The following is a 17,729-nucleotide window of genomic DNA, read 5'->3' as shown; positions in this document are numbered from 1 at the left end:
TATTAATTATTAATTATTAATTAAATAATTCAGGTTTAAAGCCTCCTCTTTCAAGCGGAAAAAAGCGGTCGAGAGATGGCGAGGTAACCTCGCCATATCCAATCTCCCCTTGAGAAGAAATAATATTTCCTTATATTCAATCCTCTCGGTTTTAACCAGAGGTAATTATCAATTATCCATTATCAATTAATGAATTCTTCCTTCTTCCTTAACCTTATTTACAATACTGATGCTACCGGACTTGATATAATTTGGTGGCTCAAAATCCCTGTTAAAAAAACAACTTCTGACTTCTATACGGGTGATTCCCGTTTGTGGAGCATTCCATAGGAAATTACCCTTATAGACTTCTGACTTCCTTAACTAAGTTCTTGACAATGAACTATCTCAATCATATATCATTGTTAATATCAACAAAATAATCATGGTATGAGGTGCATCCAATGTCTTTATTTTTTCCTAACAAAACCCTCATTATAATCGTGAAAATATGCTTTTAATCAAAAAATATTTATCCCAACTATACAATTATCGCAAATTAGCAAGATTACTGAGAAGTACAGTTAGATTTATCTATAGTTTGCTAGAAATTATTACTGTTTTAATTGCCGTAATTCTGTTAATTGTAGGGATAATCTATATCGAAAATACTATAGAACAAAAAACAGAGTGGGGTAAAGCTTTACTAGACTCAATTGAACACTCCCAAATTATGGGAACTATTGAAAATATCAGCATTGTTACAGCATTAGTTATTTACATTAGGTGGGGAAAAAAGAAATCCCATTATCAAGCTTGGCAAGTAATCGACTCTGCCCAAGGATTAGATATTAGCTATGCTAGAATTAGAGCACTAGAAGAACTTGTTAAGGGAGGTGTTTGTTTAAAAGGTTTATCTTTGGCTAAAGCCAATTTAGACCAAATTAATTTAGTAGATGTAGATTTTAAAGAAGCCAACCTTCAAGGAGCAAAACTTTTAGAGGCCAACCTTCGAGGAGGTAAATTTGAATTAACTCAATTACAAGGAGCTTTTCTCTGGGGAGCAAATCTTCAAGATAGTTTTTTTCTACTAACTCAACTCCAAAAAGCAAATCTTAGTTCAGCAAACCTCAAAAATGCAGATCTAGAAGGAGTTAACCTCTTAGAATCTTGTTTACAGAAAGCTAATTTAGAAGGAGCCTATATCTTAGGAAATCTCCAAGGTATTGATTTACAAGAAGCAAATTTAAAAGGAACAAATTTACAAGGTTGTTATCTCAAAAATGCCAACTTTAAATCAGCAAATTTGAAAGGAGCTAACTTACAAGATGCAAATTTAGAGGGTGCTAACTTCCAAGACGCTAATCTACAAGATACCAACTTGCAAAAAGTAAAAGGGCTAAATCTATCACAAATTAAATGCGCTAATAACTGGCAACAAGCTAAATATTCAAAAGAATTCTACTCTCAGCTAAATTTACCAGGAAAATAATCAAGTCTACCTAAATTTATCAAACATAATATGAACAAAAGTCATATTAGGCTAAATAAAACCACAAGAGAATGGGTAATTTATTCACCAAATCGAGGCAAGCGTCCTCACGACTTTCAAGAAGAAAATATAGTAAAAGATAAGGCAAAAACTCACTCTCCAGAATGCCCTTTTTGTACTGGTAATGAAGAGAATTTGGGAGAGATTATTTTAGAGAGGCAAAACCCAGAAAGTACCGACTGGCAAATTCGTGTTATTCCTAATAAATTTCCGGCCTTAACCCCAGATGAAAATACTCATCGAAAATTAGAAGGAATTTATCTCACAATGCCTGGTTATGGTAGACATGAAGTAATTATTGAAAATTCCGATCATAGTAAAGATATTCCCACAATGTCTATTGCAGAAGTAGAGATGATTATTGATACTTACCATCAACGTTACATCGAACTTATGGAAATAGATGAAAGTATGATGGTAATTATATTTCGGAATCATGGTAAAAAGGCAGGCGCTTCATTAGTTCATCCCCATTCTCAGATTATTGCTACTAGCATTGTTCCCCAACATCGGCGCTGGCAAGAAGAGGAAGCTCAAAGATATTATGATGATTTAGGACGCTGTATATACTGTGACATATTAGCATTTGAACAGCAAAATAAACAGCGGGTAATTGAGGAAAATTCATCATTTTTAGCCTTTATTCCCTTTGCTGCTAAAGTACCTTTTGAAATTTGGATTATGCCAAAAAAACATCAAGCTGATTTTGGCAGTATTTCAGAGTCAGAAAAGTCAGATTTTGCATTAATTCTCAAAAATATCCTAACTAGATTATCAGAAAAATTAAACGACCCAGATTATAATTATGTAATTAATACTGCTGCTCGTTATAAAGCAGAAGAACCCCAGGTGCATTGGTATTGTCAAATTGAACCTCGACTTACCACACCTGCGGGTTTTGAAATTGCTTCTGGTATTCGGATTAATCCCTCACTTCCTGAACTAGATGCTGAATTTTTAACTACTACTTAAAGGCAGATATTCCGATGCAGCAATAGCAATAGCACCCACCATAATTTGATGTTCTTGTACTTGGATTCTTTCGTGGAGAGTTTCTGGTGTATCATCAGGTAAAATTGGTACAGCAGCCTGCATTAAAATCGGACCATTATCTACTTCTACATCTACTAAATGTACTGTACAACCAGTTATTTTTACTCCAGCTTTCAAAGCTTGTTCAACTGCTTTTATGCCTTTGAAACTTGGCAATAAACTAGGATGAATATTGATAATTTGATTAGGAAAAGCATTAATTAAAACTTTAGTAACAATTCGCATCCAACCAGCCATAATTACCCACTCTACATCATATTCTTGTAGAGTTTTAACAATCTGGCTATCAAATTCTTCTCGGTTTTTGTATCCTCGATGATTTAATAATACCGATGGAACACCCCATCTTTCTGCTCGGGATATAACCTTAGCTCCAGGATTGTTATAAATCATTACCTGAATTTGAGCATTTAATTTTTGATTATTTATTGCTTCTGCAATAGCCTCAAAATTACTCCCACTACCAGAAGCTAGAATTCCTAATTTTAGAGGAGAAGATTTTGCTAAAGCAGTCTCAGGAATAGCTGGAGAAATTATACAAGAATTAGAATTAAGTGGTTGAGTTTCAGTTGTCATTTTTTGTAAATTAAAATAGCAGAAATTTTTGAAATTATATCTATTAAGTAAGTCGTAGTAAAGACACACCTAAAATATTGCAATAGTAGGGGCGGATTCCGCGTTAAGTTAATTATGTTACACACGATTGAGTAAACCCGCCCCCGCCACAATAATCTGATTAAATTCGCTATATATACTCACTATATTTTTAATATACAATATGTAAAGTTTTGCTGTAAGTCTTATATTCACTATTAATTGCTGAAAGCTGACTGCTAATAGCTAAACCCTTACATTACTTACAATGGATGAAAGCCACATACCCTAGTAGATATTTTAATAGGAGAATCGTATTCTTTACCACTAAATTCCTCTTTGAGAATCGAATACATTTTCAAATCTCGATATTTTCCCTTCATAAACATACATCCCCGCAGAATACCCTCATATTTCATTCCTACTTTCTCCATTACCCTAGCAGAAGCTATATTTTCAATTACACATCTAGCTTCTATTCTGTTTAACATCATCGTTCTAAAACCAAAATAAATAATAGCATTAACCACCTCAGTCATATAACCCTTTCCCCAATATTTCCGAGATAAAGTGTAACCAATTTCTGCCTTAGCGTGTTCTATATTCCAGTCAACAAATCCAGCAGTACCAATAAATTTTTGCTCTGCTTTCTGAACAATACCCCAATTAGAAAGCTGATTATTCTTATAATTATTAATTGTATATTGTAAAAACAATTTAGTATCTTGAATAGAGTTATGAGTGTACCAACCTGTATACTTTGAAGCTTGTGAATCTTGAGCATATTCAAACATATCTTTTGCGTCCTTGAGAGACATTTTCCTCAAAAGGATTCGTTCAGTTTCAATAGTTGGTAAATTTCTAAAAAGATCCAGATTTGTCAAATCTTGAATTTCCCAATTTTCTAGATGCCAGAAATTATTTAACCATAACAATATATTGTTAGTCAAGTATGATAATAATGGTCATTTTTTCAGAATAAGACCATCAAGTTTCTAGCAAATACCAAGACTTTTTATTTTAAAATAAGCTGTTGAGTTAAACTCAGAAAATCACACAAGATAATGTATTGGTTAAGGGAAGGCGATCGCTCTAGCGGTATGAAACATTATCGCTATTTAAGGTTGAGCAGCGTACTACCTCACCCAACCTACAAAAAAACATTTAACTCAACTCATCAGGATCGACACCCAACTCTCGCAATTTTGCTGCCAAGCGATCGGCTCGTTGTTTTGCCACTGCTGCCTCCTCTTCTGGAGTCGGTATTAAATTTCCGTCCAGAGTCATCCACCGTAACCAGAGTCTATCTATCTTACTATAACTCCCTTGCCACAAACCTAGACTAAGTTCGATGCTAGGAAGCAACAAACGTCCCTGACTTAACTCTGCTCTTTGGTAGCGATCGCCCACTAAATGAAATCCCTGTATTTCATTAGTATAGCGACTGAAGGTAACATAATAAGGTACTCGCAGAATGCTCTCGTAAACTTCCCACTTAGTCGGCGGTTTTCCCGGTTCTCCTAGTGTCTCTCCTAAATCTTCATCTTCTGTACCCGGAGATAATAACTCCACTACCACCAAAGGGTTAACTCCTTCCTGCCAAACTACATAACTCAAGCGCATATCCCGTTGTTCGTACAACCTCGGCACTCCCACAACTGCAAACCAGTCTGGGTGTTTGTACCAATTAGGATGCTTGACATCGTAGTAGAGATTGATATCGCTGCCACAAAACAAGCGATCGGGATACCAGTTGCGCGGTTGAAAAGTTTGGCGTAAAAGTTGAGGTTGAAAGTAGTGAAATTCGTCTGGCAAACCAGGTTCCTCCGGGTTTTCGCTTGGTAAGTCGTACATCGTAGGCAAAGTTTCCTTTGCTGGAAGTGGTGGTTCATATTGAACGGATATATTTGTCATATTATTCTTCTCGACATAGTTTTTATAGTTTTAAAAGCGACTCACTCTATCTGCGCGTATTTTTTCCCATGATTACAGAGTAACATACTATTTTGATAAATGGGAATAGGGTTGAAATTTTTTGATAAATCAAATAAGCGATGGAACTTCTAATGTGCGCGACGCTAACCTGAAAAAATTGAACAAATAGCAATTTCTTACTCTTGTTTTCAAAATCCTACTTGTCTTCAGGCGATCGCCCAACAGTAGGGATACTATCACTACCCAGATGTTAGTGGAGAAAATATTTAGGAGTTGTTGGGGCGGTTTTGTTGTTTCCATTTTTCTATTTCTTCTAGGGGAAGCAGGAGAGTTTCTTCGATTTCTTCACGGACTTCAGGACTAACATTGGAGTTAGTATTTAGGCAATCAATAAGTAATTTATTGGCATTGTAATATTTATCGTACAACTCAAATTGTTCAGAACCAAACTTAAAATCAGGTCTTTCAAAATTATACTTCACGATCTTAAATAACAACTCTTGGACTTGAGGTTCAGCAATTAAATTCCACCATTCTAGAATGTCTTTCCACCATGAATCACCTTTTTCTTTTTTTAACAACTTCTTTAAATTAGGTATATTTTTTTTTCCAATTGGTATGAAATCTTCTAATCTTTTATCCACTACAAAATCACCTGGTAAGTCCCCTGGAACACAACTATGAACATAGGTTGATTCTGGTATAATACAATGCTCATCATAATTTTTTTTGTAATAATAATAAGCTGCAGCATAATGACCTATTAAATTATGTAAATGAAGACTAAAAAAGATACCATACTCTTGTGAAAAGAAAAGATTATTTTCAATATCTTTGTATACAATAGCAAATTTGGCATCAATAGAAAGAGCCAATGGCGGACCTATTATTCTACCCCCCCAATAACGATATAAAGTGTCATATCCTGGGGCATTACCTAAATAAATAGCACGAATTGCCGCTAGCTTATATCTATTTCTATGGTCAATAAATGATACTTTTCCGCTAATCCACTTTAAGTGGTCTTGAAAAAGTTTATCTCTTGCAGCCATTTTATCAATTCTATTTTTGATTTTTAACAAAAAGTTATCGGCATTTCCTAAACTTTGTACTGTTAGTAAAAATACTTCCCGCCATCGTTTATCTGTTAAATTATCTAATAATTTTTCCCAGTCACTATTATCAATAAAAAATTTAGCAGTAAAATATTCATGGAATGTCAGATGAGAAAAAGAGTATATTTTATTAGCACGTTCTATCAATAAACCATGTTGAGCTTCTAAAGATTTCAACACTGCTTCACTATTTAGCTTTAATTGATTTTTATCTTGATTACTATCAGTCAAGTTCTGCAAATATTCAGCAATTAATTTTTGTACTTTTTCCGATTTAAAAAAATAATCTCCTGTTTCAAAGGTAGCTGCTGCAACTTGAATCAAAAGCTTCTTTTTATGTGGCAATAATAATTTTTCATATACTTCATCTCTTTGAATGCCCCTTTTTTTATCCCAATTTTTTAGGAGAATATCTAAGGCTTCTTCGTATAAATCTGAACGTTTTGATGGAAAGTCTAACCTATCCTGAAAAACTACACAAGCAAGATTTAACAATATTGGTGTAACTGCTAATTCTCGAATCTGTTTATTTTTAGGAAATTGAATTCTTTCTAAGAATTGTTTAGCATTTGCCATACCATTTTCGGGAGAGCTACTCTTAACTGCTACAAACCAATTTTCGACAAAATTTTTGACTTGTATTTCGTTAAAGTCTGCTATTTCAATATAATCAAATTTCTCAAACTTGTATTCTTGAACAGCAATACGACAGCTAATAATAAATTTATTTTGATAATATTTACTGCTATTAGCAAACTTTTGAATAGATTTAGCGAGTTCCTTGGCTTTTTCTGCTGGCACGACTTCATCTAACCCATCTAATAAAATCAAAGCTTTTCCGCAACCTAATATTTTTTCTAATTCCTCTTTCTCGCAAATGTTTGAAAATTCTTCTGTGAAAATATAATTTAAAAAATCAAATTTTTCGTTATCTAAATTCTGATCATCAGATAATTGTTTTAAAGAAATAAAAATTGGTAATCTATCGAATAAGAAATTATCTTCATTATCATTACACTTAATTGCTATTCCCTTGAGAAAAGTAGTTTTTCCTGACCCTGGTTTACTCAGTACCATCAAATTTTGATATTTTCCAACAACTTCTAATCCTGATTTTCTTTTGATACCTTTACTCCATCCTAATCTATCAAATTTTTCCGGGTTAACCTCATCTAATTTCAAATTTTTCATTAAATCAGGTTTTTCTAACCTTCTTTCATTAGTAGGCTCTTCTAAAATATTTACATCTACATAAATTTTAGTTATTTCAATTTCTCGTATATGTAAATTATATAGCTTTCCACACTGAAATTTAATTCTTCCATCTCGTTTATGTTTGATGTTTTTAACTAAAGCATCAATATCATTTTCTGAATTATTTATCTGTGAAAAATTAGATTCTATGGATGATGTTTTTTCTATAAATTGCGCCTCATTTTTTGAAGTATTTCCAGAGAGCGATATAGCTACTGATTGGCTCCGCCAACGCCAATAATCTTCTAATACTATCTTCAAATTAAGCTTCGTAACTTTTTTTTGTTTTTGATTAGCCACAACTTCTTTCAAAGCTTCTACTTTTGAAAGTAACTTCCATAAATCTGAAGCTGTATCATTCACATGACTTGTTGAATAGCCTGAAGTATTTCCAATCTCTTCATACGTTTTACCATTTTTGCCTTGCCATGACTCTCTAAATATTAGTAACTCCAGATCGGTTAATTTTCTATTGATTAATTTTTCTACTAAAGAGATTCCCTCTTCAACTTTCATATAGTAATTACCAATTTTTTTACAAATTTGATAGTTCATTTCCTATGTTTTCCGAGGTTTTCCTATATTTTCCGATAATCACTATTTTAAACTCCCTATATTATCCTATTTTATCCGATTACAATTGCTCAACTGTCTTTATTACAATAGAGACATAAACTAATCAAATAAAAATATTTAGGAGGTCAATCAAATATGATTGTTAAACAATTCGGCATTTTTATCGGATACCAAGAAATCCAAACTGAAAACCTGGGAGATAATAAAACTTCCCCACCCAAAGTTAGTCCTCTAACACAACTCAAAAAACAACTTAAGGCTATTTTTAATGCTAAAAATATTAGCATCATTCAACCCTTAACTAATTTAATTCAGCATTGGTTTGGTCAACAAAATAATCTGTAATTTTTCCCGGTAGGTATTTTGCCTACTATTTCCATCAAACTATCCCAAAATATCAACTAGGAGGTACTGTTAACTGATAACTGATAAAAAAGTGGAGGTATACCTCAGCATACCCCCACTCAAAACCCTCAGTTTTTACCAATTGATAATTGATAATGATCAAAATTTTAAACTTTAAGTAACAAGCAAACTTTTTGAATACAAAAAGCCTTCAATTTATTACAAAAGTTAGCAATCAAATAATTATCAATTATCAATTATCCATTATCCATTAATCAAAACTACACCGTCTCTGCCGCCGTCGTCTGCACCGCAGGTTGAGGTTGGAACTGGAACATCGAATAAACCACATTCCGACGAATATCCGTCATCATATCCAAAAACAACTCATAACCCTCACTCTTATACTCAATCAACGGATCTTTTTGCCCATAACCCCGCAAACCAACAGACTCCCGCAACGCATCCATCTGCTGCAAATGCTCCCGCCACAAAGTATCAATTTGCTGCAAAATAAAGAAACGTTCCGCATCTCGCATCAAGCCACCACGAATCTGATTTACCTGTGCTTCCTTAATATCATAAGCATTCCTCACCTGTTCGTGCATAAAAGTATTAATCTCATCCATCGACAAATCAAACAATTGTTCCGGTGTTAAATCTGCCAACAAATACACAAACTGCTTCACCTTCTCTACCAATTTATCCAACTCCCACTCTTCGGAAGGTAACTCAGGATTAATATATGCCTCCACAATATCATCCATTGTTTTTTCAGCATACTTAATCACCTGTTCCTTCAAATCCCTACCTTCCAATACCCGTCGGCGTTCTGCATAAATTGCCCGACGTTGATTATTCATCACCTCGTCGTACTCAAACACCTGCTTCCGCATATCATAATAATAGGTTTCCACCTTCTTCTGGGCACCTTCCAGAGAACGAGTCAATAACCCAGACTCAATTGGCATATCTTCCTCAACCCCAAACGCCTGCATCATTCCAGCAACACGATCGCCACCAAAAATCCGTAATAAGTTATCTTCCAAACTCAAGAAAAATCTAGTCGATCCAGGGTCTCCTTGCCTTCCCGCTCTTCCCCGCAACTGATTATCAATTCGCCGTGACTCGTGGCGCTCGGTACCAATAACGTGCAATCCACCAGATCCTATTACTGCATCGTGTTCCTTATCTGTGTAGGTTTCGTATTCTTTGCGAATTAAGTTATAAACTTCCCGCAACTTTTGAATAACTGCATCTTGAGTCGGAGCTTTTTCCGCAGCGATCGCCACCTTATCTTCCACCACCAATTCTGGTAGCGCTCTCTCTCCCCACTCTTTCACCGCAAAATCTACTGCTGATTTCAACATCCCTTCAGTTTGCGGTGACAACTTAACAGGGAATATTTGAGGTGAAACTTTCCAAGTCTTCACCTTCTTTTGGGGGTCAAAACCTTTTGCTGAATTAGACTTCTTGGCTCCTGGTATCCGCACCATACCCATAGCATCATCTTCTTCTGGTTTCACAACTCTAGGCATCAAATACTCCCGTAGTTTCAACCTTGCCATGTACTCAGCATTTCCACCCAAAATAATATCTGTACCTCTACCTGCCATATTCGTCGCAATAGTTACGGCACCGCCACGACCTGCTTGTGCCACAATTTCTGATTCCCGTTCCACATTTTCTGGTTTAGCATTCAGCAGTTGGTGAGGAACTTTCAGTTGACCTAATAAGTTAGATAGTAACTCTGATTTTTCTACACTGGTTGTACCCACCAAAACCGGGCGACCTTCCTCGTGCATTTCTGCACATTCTTGAGCGATCGACTTCCATTTTCCTGCTTCTGTTTTATAAACCACATCTGATAAATCTTTTCTACCTCTTGGTTTATTCGTAGGTACGATCGTAACTTGTAGATTATAAATCTTTTCAAATTCTGTTTCTTCTGTTTTTGCCGTTCCCGTCATTCCCGATAATTTCGGATAAAGTAGGAAGAAATTCTGATAAGTAATAGTTGCCAGTGTTTGAGTTTCTGGCTGAATATCCACCCTTTCTTTTGCCTCGATCGCCTGATGCAAACCATCACTCCAACGTCGCCCTGGCATTACCCTACCAGTAAATTCATCAACAATAACTACTTCCTCATCCCGCACAATATAGTTAACATCTTTGATAAATAATTCTTTTGCCTTCAAAGCATTAAATACAAAATGCGCCCAAGGATCTTCAGGGTTATATAAATCTTGTACTCCCAATAATTGTTCTGCTTCCGCAAAACCCTCATCAGTCAATAAAACATTTCGCGCCTTTTCATCTACTTCATAATGTTCCTTTTCTTTATCCAAAGCTGCTGCAATTTGTGCTGCTTTAATATACTTTTCACTAGGTCTTTCTACCTGCCCAGAAATAATTAAAGGAGTTCGTGCCTCATCTACCAATACTGAGTCAACTTCGTCAATAGTGCAAAAATTAAATGGACGTTGTACTACCTCATCCATTGTAGTTGCCATGTTATCACGCAAGTAGTCAAATCCCACTTCGCTGTTAGTAGCATAAGTAATGTCGCAGGCATAATTCCTTTTTCGTTCCTCTGGGTTCATACCCTGTTGGATTAATCCTACGCTTAAACCCAGAAACCGATGCACTTGTCCCATCCATTCCGCGTCCCGTCTTGCCAGGTAGTCGTTAACAGTAATAACATGAACACCTTTACCTGTTAGACCATTTAAGTATGCTGGTAAGGTAGAAACAAGAGTTTTACCTTCCCCAGTTTTCATTTCTGCTATTTGGCCTTGATGTAAAATAATGCCCCCCAATAGTTGGACATCAAAGTGTCGCATACCTAGGACTCGCTTTCCTGCTTCTCGAACTACTGCAAAAGCTTCTGGTAGAATTTCTTCTAAAATTTCTTTTTCTTCATCCTTAGTTCTTGCCTTTGCCAGAGCTTCTCTAAATTCTCCTGTTTTTGCCCTCAGCTCGTCATCTGAAAGCTTTTGAATATCCTCTTCAAGAATATTGATATCTGTCACCCAAGGTTTAAATTTCTTGAGTTTGCGTGCGTTAGGGTCTCCCAGAAGTTTTTTGAACATAGTTTTTATCTAAGTTAAATTCCAATTATTAACATTCAAAATGGTTGTTTGACATACCATTTTTTATATATTTTGTCAATATACCTCTTGTCTGAGTTTAGTCAGTTTAGAACTATTTGCTTGTTAAAAAATGGGTATGAATTATTTTATATTTTATTTTGTCGGCGTAGGTTTTGTATTGCGTTTAAACCGATCCCTGCTTATGTTATTCTTGACTTTTGAATTTTGACTTTTGAATTTTGACTTTTGACTTTGATTAGGTTTGCCCTGGGGTGGTTTTTTTATGGTTTTTCAACCTATCTACCTACTTCCATTACTTTTAAATTTTGAATTTACTCCATCACTTTTGACTTTTGACTTTTTAATTTTGACTTGAATATTCTGAATTGAGAGTCCGAAAGTCAAAATTTTCTACCTTGGGATGACAAGAAATACAACCCTTGATATTTAATTTTTGAGGAAGTTGGACTTTTGGATGAAGTGCCTTGAAATAACGAGAACTAGCAATTCTGTAAGGTATTCTCTCATCTTGCTGAGATTTGCGACGAGAAGAAACTTGTAAATATTTCCAAACAAGTTGACGGGGTGGATCTATGAGAGGAGGGAGTTGTACACCATAGTGTTGAGAATCTCGTAGAATTATTTGCCAACTTTCTGTAGGGAGGACTTGAGGTGGTACTGCAACATGACAAGTAGCACAATTTTCCAAGTATAATGATAGTCCTAACCGATAACCTTGGGGAACCACATCAACATTGGTAATTAATTCAGAATTAATATGTGAAATAGTCGTTGCAGTAGAGATTTTTGCCATAACCCAACCACAACTCGTACTCCACAAAAATATCACTAGTAACAGTAAAAAAAGAGGTGGTCGTTGTCTACGCCTATTTCTGAGATTAGCTCTTGACATGAATATAATCTCTGTGCTATTTATTTGATGCTTTATTTTTAGCTTACTAAACAATAGGAATTGTCATACCTTCTTTTGCTACTAACCCATTAGGAAATATTGATTGGAGAGCCACTTGAACTTCATCCAATAAATCATCATTATGAGCAGGGTCGTGTTGAAACATAGCTATTTGTTTCACTCCTGCCTTTTTGGCTATTTCTACCCCTACCTCCCAAGTAGAATGTCCCCAACCAATTTTCGGGGATTTCACATCATAATATTCTTCATTTGTGTAGGTAGCATCATATATTAATAGATCGGCATTACGAGCTAAATGAAGTACATTTTCATCAAAGCGGTCTTCATAATGTTCTGTATCTGGACAATAAACTACAGTTTTATCCTCCCAACAAACTCGATATCCAACGGCAAAATTTGGGTGATTTAGAGGAGCTGTTTCAATCTCAATATCATCAAGCTTAATTACATCTCCATTTTTAAAGTCATAAAACTTCATCTCCGAACCCATTACCTGTAAAGGAATAGGAAAGTTAGGATTTACCATTTGATCGGATAAAGATTCCTTAATTGTAGTACCATCAGGTGCTATTGCCCCATATATGTGAAACTTATTAATTGGTACAAATCCAGGTACAAAAAAAGGGAAACCTTGAATATGGTCCCAGTGAGTATGACTAAAAAATATATGAGCTTCGACTGGCATTTGCTTAAGTAGGTTTAAACCCAATACTCTTAGGCCCGTACCTCCATCAAAAATCAAACGTTTTGCCCCTACACGCATTTCTACACAGGAGGTATTACCACCATAGCGAACTGTGCTACTACCAGGAGTAGGTATGCTACCCCGCACACCCCAAAACTCAACAATAAACTCGGTTTCTAAGGTATCTGACTGAGTAGCTGTTTCCTCAGACTGTGATATTGGGGATGACGACTCTGAAGATGGCATATTTCTATGTTTCAGACTTTACTGTTAGTACAAATCTGTGGAAAATTTCTTAATTTTCAATTTAGCTTATTCTAGCAAAATGATCTATTACTCATTGCTAGTATATCTTGATATAATTTAGTATTGTAAGCTCTACGTTAATCAGAAAATTTTCATTGCCAAGGTGAAAATAACTGATATTTCTGTATTTATAACTCCCTAGCTGAAGAAAAATTTATCTATAGCTAAACAGCTAAATTCTTGGAAATCGTGACTTACTCAAATAGATGCCAAAAATGAGATTCTTTTGATGTTCACCCTTGAGAATTAGTCTGAAAAAAAATTAACTCAAGAGTCCCTTACTAAAAAATCACTCCTATTATAATGTCACTCTGTAGATAGAATTATATTTACAATAAACTGTTATAAAAATTATCACGGTTGGAGTAAGAATAATTTCTATGAAAGCTGATGAACTCTCGATCAAACCAGAACAATTAGACTTTGTTCAACTTAAAGAAAAAGTTTTAAAATGGCTTTCAGATAATGTCCCTACCTCTAGGATCAGACATATTCTCAGAGTAGAAAAAATGGCAGAGGAGCTAGCTAGCTATTATGGCTTAGACCAAGAAAAAGCTCAACTCGCAGGACTGATGCACGACTTAGCTAAATACTTTTCTCCCCAAAGTCTATTACAAATCTCTAAGTCAGAAGGTTTAGAAATAGACTCAGTATCAGCAGTTTGCCCTCACTTGCTTCATGCAGATGTTAGTGCCATTGTGGCCAAAAAAGAATTTGGCATAGAAGATCAGGAAATCTTAGCAGCGATCGCTAATCACACACTAGGATGTCCAGCTATGAATCAGCTAAGTTGCGTAGTTTTCCTGGCAGATACTTTGGAACCTGGTAGGGGTAAGACCCATGAGTTAGAGCATTTGAGACAAATTACTCAAAAAAATATCTACCAAGCAGTTTGGCTAACCAGTGATTATACTATAAAACATCTGCTTGGGTTAAATAGTTTGATTCACCCACGAATTATATTAACCAGAAATTGGTTTATGGAAAAGGCCAAAAAATAGCTTGATGAACATAAGAGCAAGCAGACAATAAATTAACAAGATATGATCAATATAATATAGAGGCCAATATCAATTACCAATTCAATTAATTAAGGAAATAGATAATTTGATGTCAAATTACCCTTATATTCAATCCTTGTCAACCGAAACAAGTGGGACAAATTCAGAACCGGATCAAACCTTAGAATTGACATCCACAATAGTTAACGCAGCATTGGACCGCAAAGGAGATAACATTGTTGTCATTAAAGTATCAGAAGTATCTTATTTAGCAGACTACTTTGTAATTATTACAGGTTATTCTCATGTCCAAGTAAGAGCGATATCTCAGGCGATCGCCGAAAAGGTAGAACAAGAGAGGCAAGTTTATCCTTTAGGAGTCGAAGGCCAAAGCGAAAGTTCTTGGATATTAATGGATTATGCTGATGTTATAGTTCACATATTGAAGCCCGAAGAAAGGGATTTCTATAACTTAGAAGCATTTTGGGGTCATGCAGAAAGAATAGATATTTCATCATTGATCGATTAGGCTTAACCTGTCAATGTTAATTACTTTTTTACTGTGATTAAAACCAAGTTAAGTGAGAATAAAATAAATTTTATTCTGATTAAAACTAAGTTAGGTGAGAGAAAAATTTATTATTTATGATCAGACAGATAGCATGTAGCTCTCCGGTTCCAGCAGAACAACAACCAGCCAACGAATATGAAGAACTCAAAAATTCTTGGTTATTTTGCTGGGTGACATTAGAAAGATATGATTATTTAAGGAAGCTAGTCTGGGTTTGGGCCTGGAGTTGGTTGGTATCAGGCCCAGTCGCAGCAGCAAGTTTTTCTCCAGAAAAATATCTAGTGAAATTTTTACTGAGTGGGTCAGCAGGAGCAAGTTTAATTCTAATTTTGTTTTTGTTGCGACTTTATCTGGGTTGGAATTATATCCGGTCACGTCTGGCAAATAGCAAAGTTTTTTATGAGGAGTCTGGTTGGTATGATGGACAAACATGGCTAAAAACACCAGCAGAAATTGCAAAGGATAGATTAATACTTCGATATCAAGTTAAACCACTTTTGCAAAGATTACGCAAAACTTTTTATAGTTTTCTGTTCGTAATTGTTATTGGCGGAATCATTTGGTTTTATGTATAAAATTGATCGAAAAAAACAGAAAAAAAGTCTAACTAATTATAGTAGATAATTAAGTTAGTAATTTCAGATATATTGACCTACCAGATTCTTAATTAAATAATTAAAACTAATAAGTGTCTTTCATTGAAAGTTACTTCTATATTATCTATATTAAGAGGATTAAATATTCTATCTAGAAATAATAGCTTTATTGGAGTTAATCTTAACTTGATAAATACTATCCAGAATTATAAGTTAAATAATGTATTTGATCGATACTGCAACTACCCAAAATAATAAATAAAAATCACCAATAAATAAAGTATCAAACCTCCCTTTTCAGTGGAATAAAAAAGGAAATTCCCAATTTTATTGCTTCTGGCTGAAGTTGGAGCTACTAATAACTAATAACTGATAACTGAAATGACCAGAGGAAAAAGAACACAAACTGCACAATTGGAAGTCAGACTACTTAGAGAAGGTATTGTTGAATCAACTCACCAAGTTCAGGCCACAATATGCGACCACAGAGGCCGAGTTTTATCGTTGGCTGGAGACGCGGATACAGCCTCATTTGTCCGTTCAGCTCTCAAACCATTTCAAGCTTTAGCAGTTACGACCACAGGTACTTTAGAACGGTATGACTTAACTGATATAGACTTAGCTGTTATATGTAGCTCTCATCAAGGTACAACAGAGCAAGCAAGACAGGTATTTAACGTTTTATGGCGTTGTGATATTGACCCATCAAAGCTACAATGTCCAACTCCAGCCGGGAAAAATAGTCCTTTGCAATATAACTGTTCTGGTAAGCACGCAGGTATGTTAGCTGTTTGTCAGCAAAGAAATTGGCCGATGGAATCTTACCTGGAAATGAAGCATCCAGTACAACAGTTGATTATTAGCAAAGTGGCTGAATTACTGGCTATGCCCGCAGCAGAATTTATCGGCGCTCGTGATGATTGTGGTGCTCCAACTTATCTTCTGCAACTTAGTCAAATGGCAACTTTGTACGCCAAACTAGCTTCAGGTAATAGTTTGGATCTAGAACGAATTGTCCGCGCTATGACATATCATCCAGAAATGGTTGGAGGAGAGGGACATTTTGATACCGACTTAATGCGGTTGACGGCTGGAGAACTTGTCAGTAAGTCTGGGGCGGAGGGAATACAATGTATTGGTCGAGTAGGTGAAGGGATGGGTTTGGCGATAAAAGTTAATGATGGTGCAAAAAGGGCTAAATATGCAGTGGCAATTCATTTATTAACTCAGATGGGTTGGATAGCTCCTAGTATTGCTGAGACTCTAGCGGAAAATTATATGTCACTCAGTAATGTTAAGCGTTTGGAAGTAGTAGGAGAAATGTCAATTTAGAATTTAGAATTTAGAATTCAGGAGAAATGGGAATTTAGAGGAGGTAGTTGAAATACCTTAATTTTTCTTTCCTCTTCTCTGCTGAATTCTGACTTCTGACTCCTGACTCCTACTTTTGTGGACATTCTGAGAAAAAAATTGAGAATATTTGACTAAGGGGTTGCAATTTTGATTTAGTTATGGTTATAATAAAAAAGTTGACGCGGGATAGAGCAGTCTGGTAGCTCGTCGGGCTCAAGTTATAAGGAAAGATAAGTTAAACCAAGCATAAACCAAAACCGCTAGTCGGTTAGCTTGAATCTTTACCTTGTAAAGGGCGGCATATAAGGAAACTTGTATGTGATTACTTGTCAAATTCGGGGAAGCCGTTAGCGGGGTAATCCCGAGCCAAGCTCCAAAGTTTAGGAGAAGGTGTAGAGACTGGTTGGCAAGTACCCTAGCAGTTCTAGTATTCTAGAAGCTGAGGGTAAAGGGACAGTCCAGACTACAAACTAATTCTGAATAGTTTCAGAGTTAAGGCAGTGAAAGCTGTAGTAGTAAGCATAACCCGAAGGTCGGTGGTTCAAATCCGCCTCCCGCCATTAAAATTTAATAATATTCAAGAGAGTCTGGTAAGTCTTAAAATTTACCAGACTCTTTTGATTTTCGGTATCAATACTTTAATAACGGTTTGCTGAAGCTGAATCAGTTTTATTGGTGAGGTTAGGAAGGAGTCAGGAAGGATAGGGAATTATATTAAGTTCGTTAGCATTAGGTTTCATTAATTGATAATTGATAATGGATAATTGATAATTACCTCTGGTTAAAAC

14 protein-coding genes are annotated in these 17,729 nt (G+C 35.5%); 7 read left to right on the top strand and 7 right to left on the bottom strand.

What is annotated here, in order from left to right; genetic code table 11:
* The first annotated feature begins 490 nt into the window (after positions 1-490).
* Both ACP6PL_RS10640 and galT read left to right on the top strand, forming a co-directional pair.
* The gene (locus tag ACP6PL_RS10640) at positions 491-1,471 is read left to right on the top strand and encodes a pentapeptide repeat-containing protein (protein WP_426545231.1); all 981 of its coding nucleotides are present in this window, start codon (positions 491-493) and stop codon (positions 1,469-1,471) included.
* 30 nt (positions 1,472-1,501) lie between these two features.
* Positions 1,502-2,503, top strand: coding sequence for a galactose-1-phosphate uridylyltransferase (gene galT, locus ACP6PL_RS10635; protein WP_426545230.1), 1,002 nt, complete (start codon positions 1,502-1,504; stop codon positions 2,501-2,503).
* Here the strand turns inward: galT and purN are convergent.
* From purN to ACP6PL_RS10615, 4 genes are all read right to left on the bottom strand, one after another.
* Positions 2,489-3,160, bottom strand: a complete 672-nt coding sequence (gene purN, locus ACP6PL_RS10630; protein ID WP_426545229.1) for a phosphoribosylglycinamide formyltransferase — start codon at positions 3,158-3,160, stop codon at positions 2,489-2,491. The two genes, galT and purN, sit on opposite strands and share 15 nt — an antisense overlap.
* A gap of 281 nt (positions 3,161-3,441) precedes the next feature.
* Positions 3,442-4,128, bottom strand: a complete 687-nt coding sequence (locus tag ACP6PL_RS10625) for a GNAT family N-acetyltransferase (RefSeq protein ID WP_426545228.1) — start codon at positions 4,126-4,128, stop codon at positions 3,442-3,444.
* A 214-nt stretch (positions 4,129-4,342) separates the two neighbouring features.
* Positions 4,343-5,092 carry a Uma2 family endonuclease gene (locus tag ACP6PL_RS10620; protein ID WP_426545227.1) on the bottom strand — a complete coding sequence of 250 codons (750 nt, stop codon included), beginning with the start codon at positions 5,090-5,092 and terminating at the stop codon, positions 4,343-4,345.
* Between the two features lie 287 nt (positions 5,093-5,379).
* Positions 5,380-8,037 (bottom strand): NACHT domain-containing protein, encoded by a 2,658-nt coding sequence (locus ACP6PL_RS10615; protein WP_426545226.1) that lies wholly within the window; start codon positions 8,035-8,037, stop codon positions 5,380-5,382.
* 156 nt (positions 8,038-8,193) lie between these two features.
* Here ACP6PL_RS10615 and ACP6PL_RS10610 point away from each other — a divergent pair, with 156 nt between their 5' ends.
* On the top strand, positions 8,194-8,403 hold the full coding sequence (locus ACP6PL_RS10610) for a hypothetical protein (protein WP_426545225.1): 210 nt from the start codon (positions 8,194-8,196) through the stop codon (positions 8,401-8,403).
* Positions 8,404-8,684: 281 nt separating this feature from the next.
* Here ACP6PL_RS10610 and secA read toward each other — a convergent pair whose 3' ends face one another.
* The 3 genes from secA to ACP6PL_RS10595 form a co-directional block, all read right to left on the bottom strand.
* Positions 8,685-11,495 carry a preprotein translocase subunit SecA gene (gene secA, locus ACP6PL_RS10605; protein ID WP_426545224.1) on the bottom strand — a complete coding sequence of 937 codons (2,811 nt, stop codon included), beginning with the start codon at positions 11,493-11,495 and terminating at the stop codon, positions 8,685-8,687.
* A 361-nt stretch (positions 11,496-11,856) separates the two neighbouring features.
* Positions 11,857-12,309, bottom strand: a complete 453-nt coding sequence (locus ACP6PL_RS10600; RefSeq protein WP_426545223.1) for a diheme cytochrome c — start codon at positions 12,307-12,309, stop codon at positions 11,857-11,859.
* Positions 12,310-12,454: 145 nt separating this feature from the next.
* Positions 12,455-13,360, bottom strand: coding sequence for an MBL fold metallo-hydrolase (locus ACP6PL_RS10595; RefSeq protein WP_426545222.1), 906 nt, complete (start codon positions 13,358-13,360; stop codon positions 12,455-12,457).
* 440 nt (positions 13,361-13,800) lie between these two features.
* On the opposite strand from ACP6PL_RS10595, the gene yqeK reads away from it, so the two are divergent.
* The 4 genes from yqeK to ACP6PL_RS10575 all read left to right on the top strand — a co-directional run bounded on the left by yqeK (position 13,801) and on the right by ACP6PL_RS10575 (position 16,920).
* Positions 13,801-14,421, top strand: coding sequence for a bis(5'-nucleosyl)-tetraphosphatase (symmetrical) YqeK (gene yqeK, locus ACP6PL_RS10590; RefSeq protein ID WP_426545221.1), 621 nt, complete (start codon positions 13,801-13,803; stop codon positions 14,419-14,421).
* Between the two features lie 109 nt (positions 14,422-14,530).
* Complete coding sequence (rsfS, locus tag ACP6PL_RS10585) at positions 14,531-14,950, top strand: ribosome silencing factor (protein WP_426545220.1); 420 nt, start codon at positions 14,531-14,533, stop codon at positions 14,948-14,950.
* A gap of 116 nt (positions 14,951-15,066) precedes the next feature.
* Complete coding sequence (locus tag ACP6PL_RS10580; protein ID WP_426545219.1) at positions 15,067-15,567, top strand: CGLD27 family protein; 501 nt, start codon at positions 15,067-15,069, stop codon at positions 15,565-15,567.
* A 402-nt stretch (positions 15,568-15,969) separates the two neighbouring features.
* Positions 15,970-16,920: an asparaginase gene (locus ACP6PL_RS10575; protein WP_426545218.1), complete on the top strand. Its 951-nt coding sequence runs from the start codon at positions 15,970-15,972 to the stop codon at positions 16,918-16,920.
* The last annotated feature ends 809 nt before the right edge of the window (positions 16,921-17,729 follow it).

Origin of the sequence: Dapis purpurea BLCC-M126, from assembly GCF_050015975.1 — a bacterium.
Taxonomy (GTDB): Bacteria; Cyanobacteriota; Cyanobacteriia; order Cyanobacteriales; family Microcoleaceae; genus Trichodesmium.
Note: the sequence above shows the minus strand (reverse complement) of the source record. Positions and strands in the feature narration are given on the sequence as shown.

Excerpts from the sequence above, each read along its gene's own strand:
- ACP6PL_RS10640 (WP_426545231.1), top strand. The coding sequence starts at position 491 with ATGCTTTTAATCAAAAAATATTTATCCCAACTATACAATTATCGCAAA.
- galT (WP_426545230.1), top strand. The coding sequence starts at position 1,502 with ATGAACAAAAGTCATATTAGGCTAAATAAAACCACAAGAGAATGGGTA.
- purN (WP_426545229.1), bottom strand. The coding sequence starts at position 3,160 with ATGACAACTGAAACTCAACCACTTAATTCTAATTCTTGTATAATTTCT.
- ACP6PL_RS10620 (WP_426545227.1), bottom strand. The coding sequence starts at position 5,092 with ATGACAAATATATCCGTTCAATATGAACCACCACTTCCAGCAAAGGAA.
- ACP6PL_RS10615 (WP_426545226.1), bottom strand. The coding sequence starts at position 8,037 with ATGAACTATCAAATTTGTAAAAAAATTGGTAATTACTATATGAAAGTT.
- ACP6PL_RS10610 (WP_426545225.1), top strand. The coding sequence starts at position 8,194 with ATGATTGTTAAACAATTCGGCATTTTTATCGGATACCAAGAAATCCAA.
- secA (WP_426545224.1), bottom strand. The coding sequence starts at position 11,495 with ATGTTCAAAAAACTTCTGGGAGACCCTAACGCACGCAAACTCAAGAAA.
- ACP6PL_RS10600 (WP_426545223.1), bottom strand. The coding sequence starts at position 12,309 with ATGGCAAAAATCTCTACTGCAACGACTATTTCACATATTAATTCTGAA.
- ACP6PL_RS10595 (WP_426545222.1), bottom strand. The coding sequence starts at position 13,360 with ATGCCATCTTCAGAGTCGTCATCCCCAATATCACAGTCTGAGGAAACA.
- yqeK (WP_426545221.1), top strand. The coding sequence starts at position 13,801 with ATGAAAGCTGATGAACTCTCGATCAAACCAGAACAATTAGACTTTGTT.
- rsfS (WP_426545220.1), top strand. The coding sequence starts at position 14,531 with ATGTCAAATTACCCTTATATTCAATCCTTGTCAACCGAAACAAGTGGG.
- ACP6PL_RS10580 (WP_426545219.1), top strand. The coding sequence starts at position 15,067 with ATGATCAGACAGATAGCATGTAGCTCTCCGGTTCCAGCAGAACAACAA.
- ACP6PL_RS10575 (WP_426545218.1), top strand. The coding sequence starts at position 15,970 with ATGACCAGAGGAAAAAGAACACAAACTGCACAATTGGAAGTCAGACTA.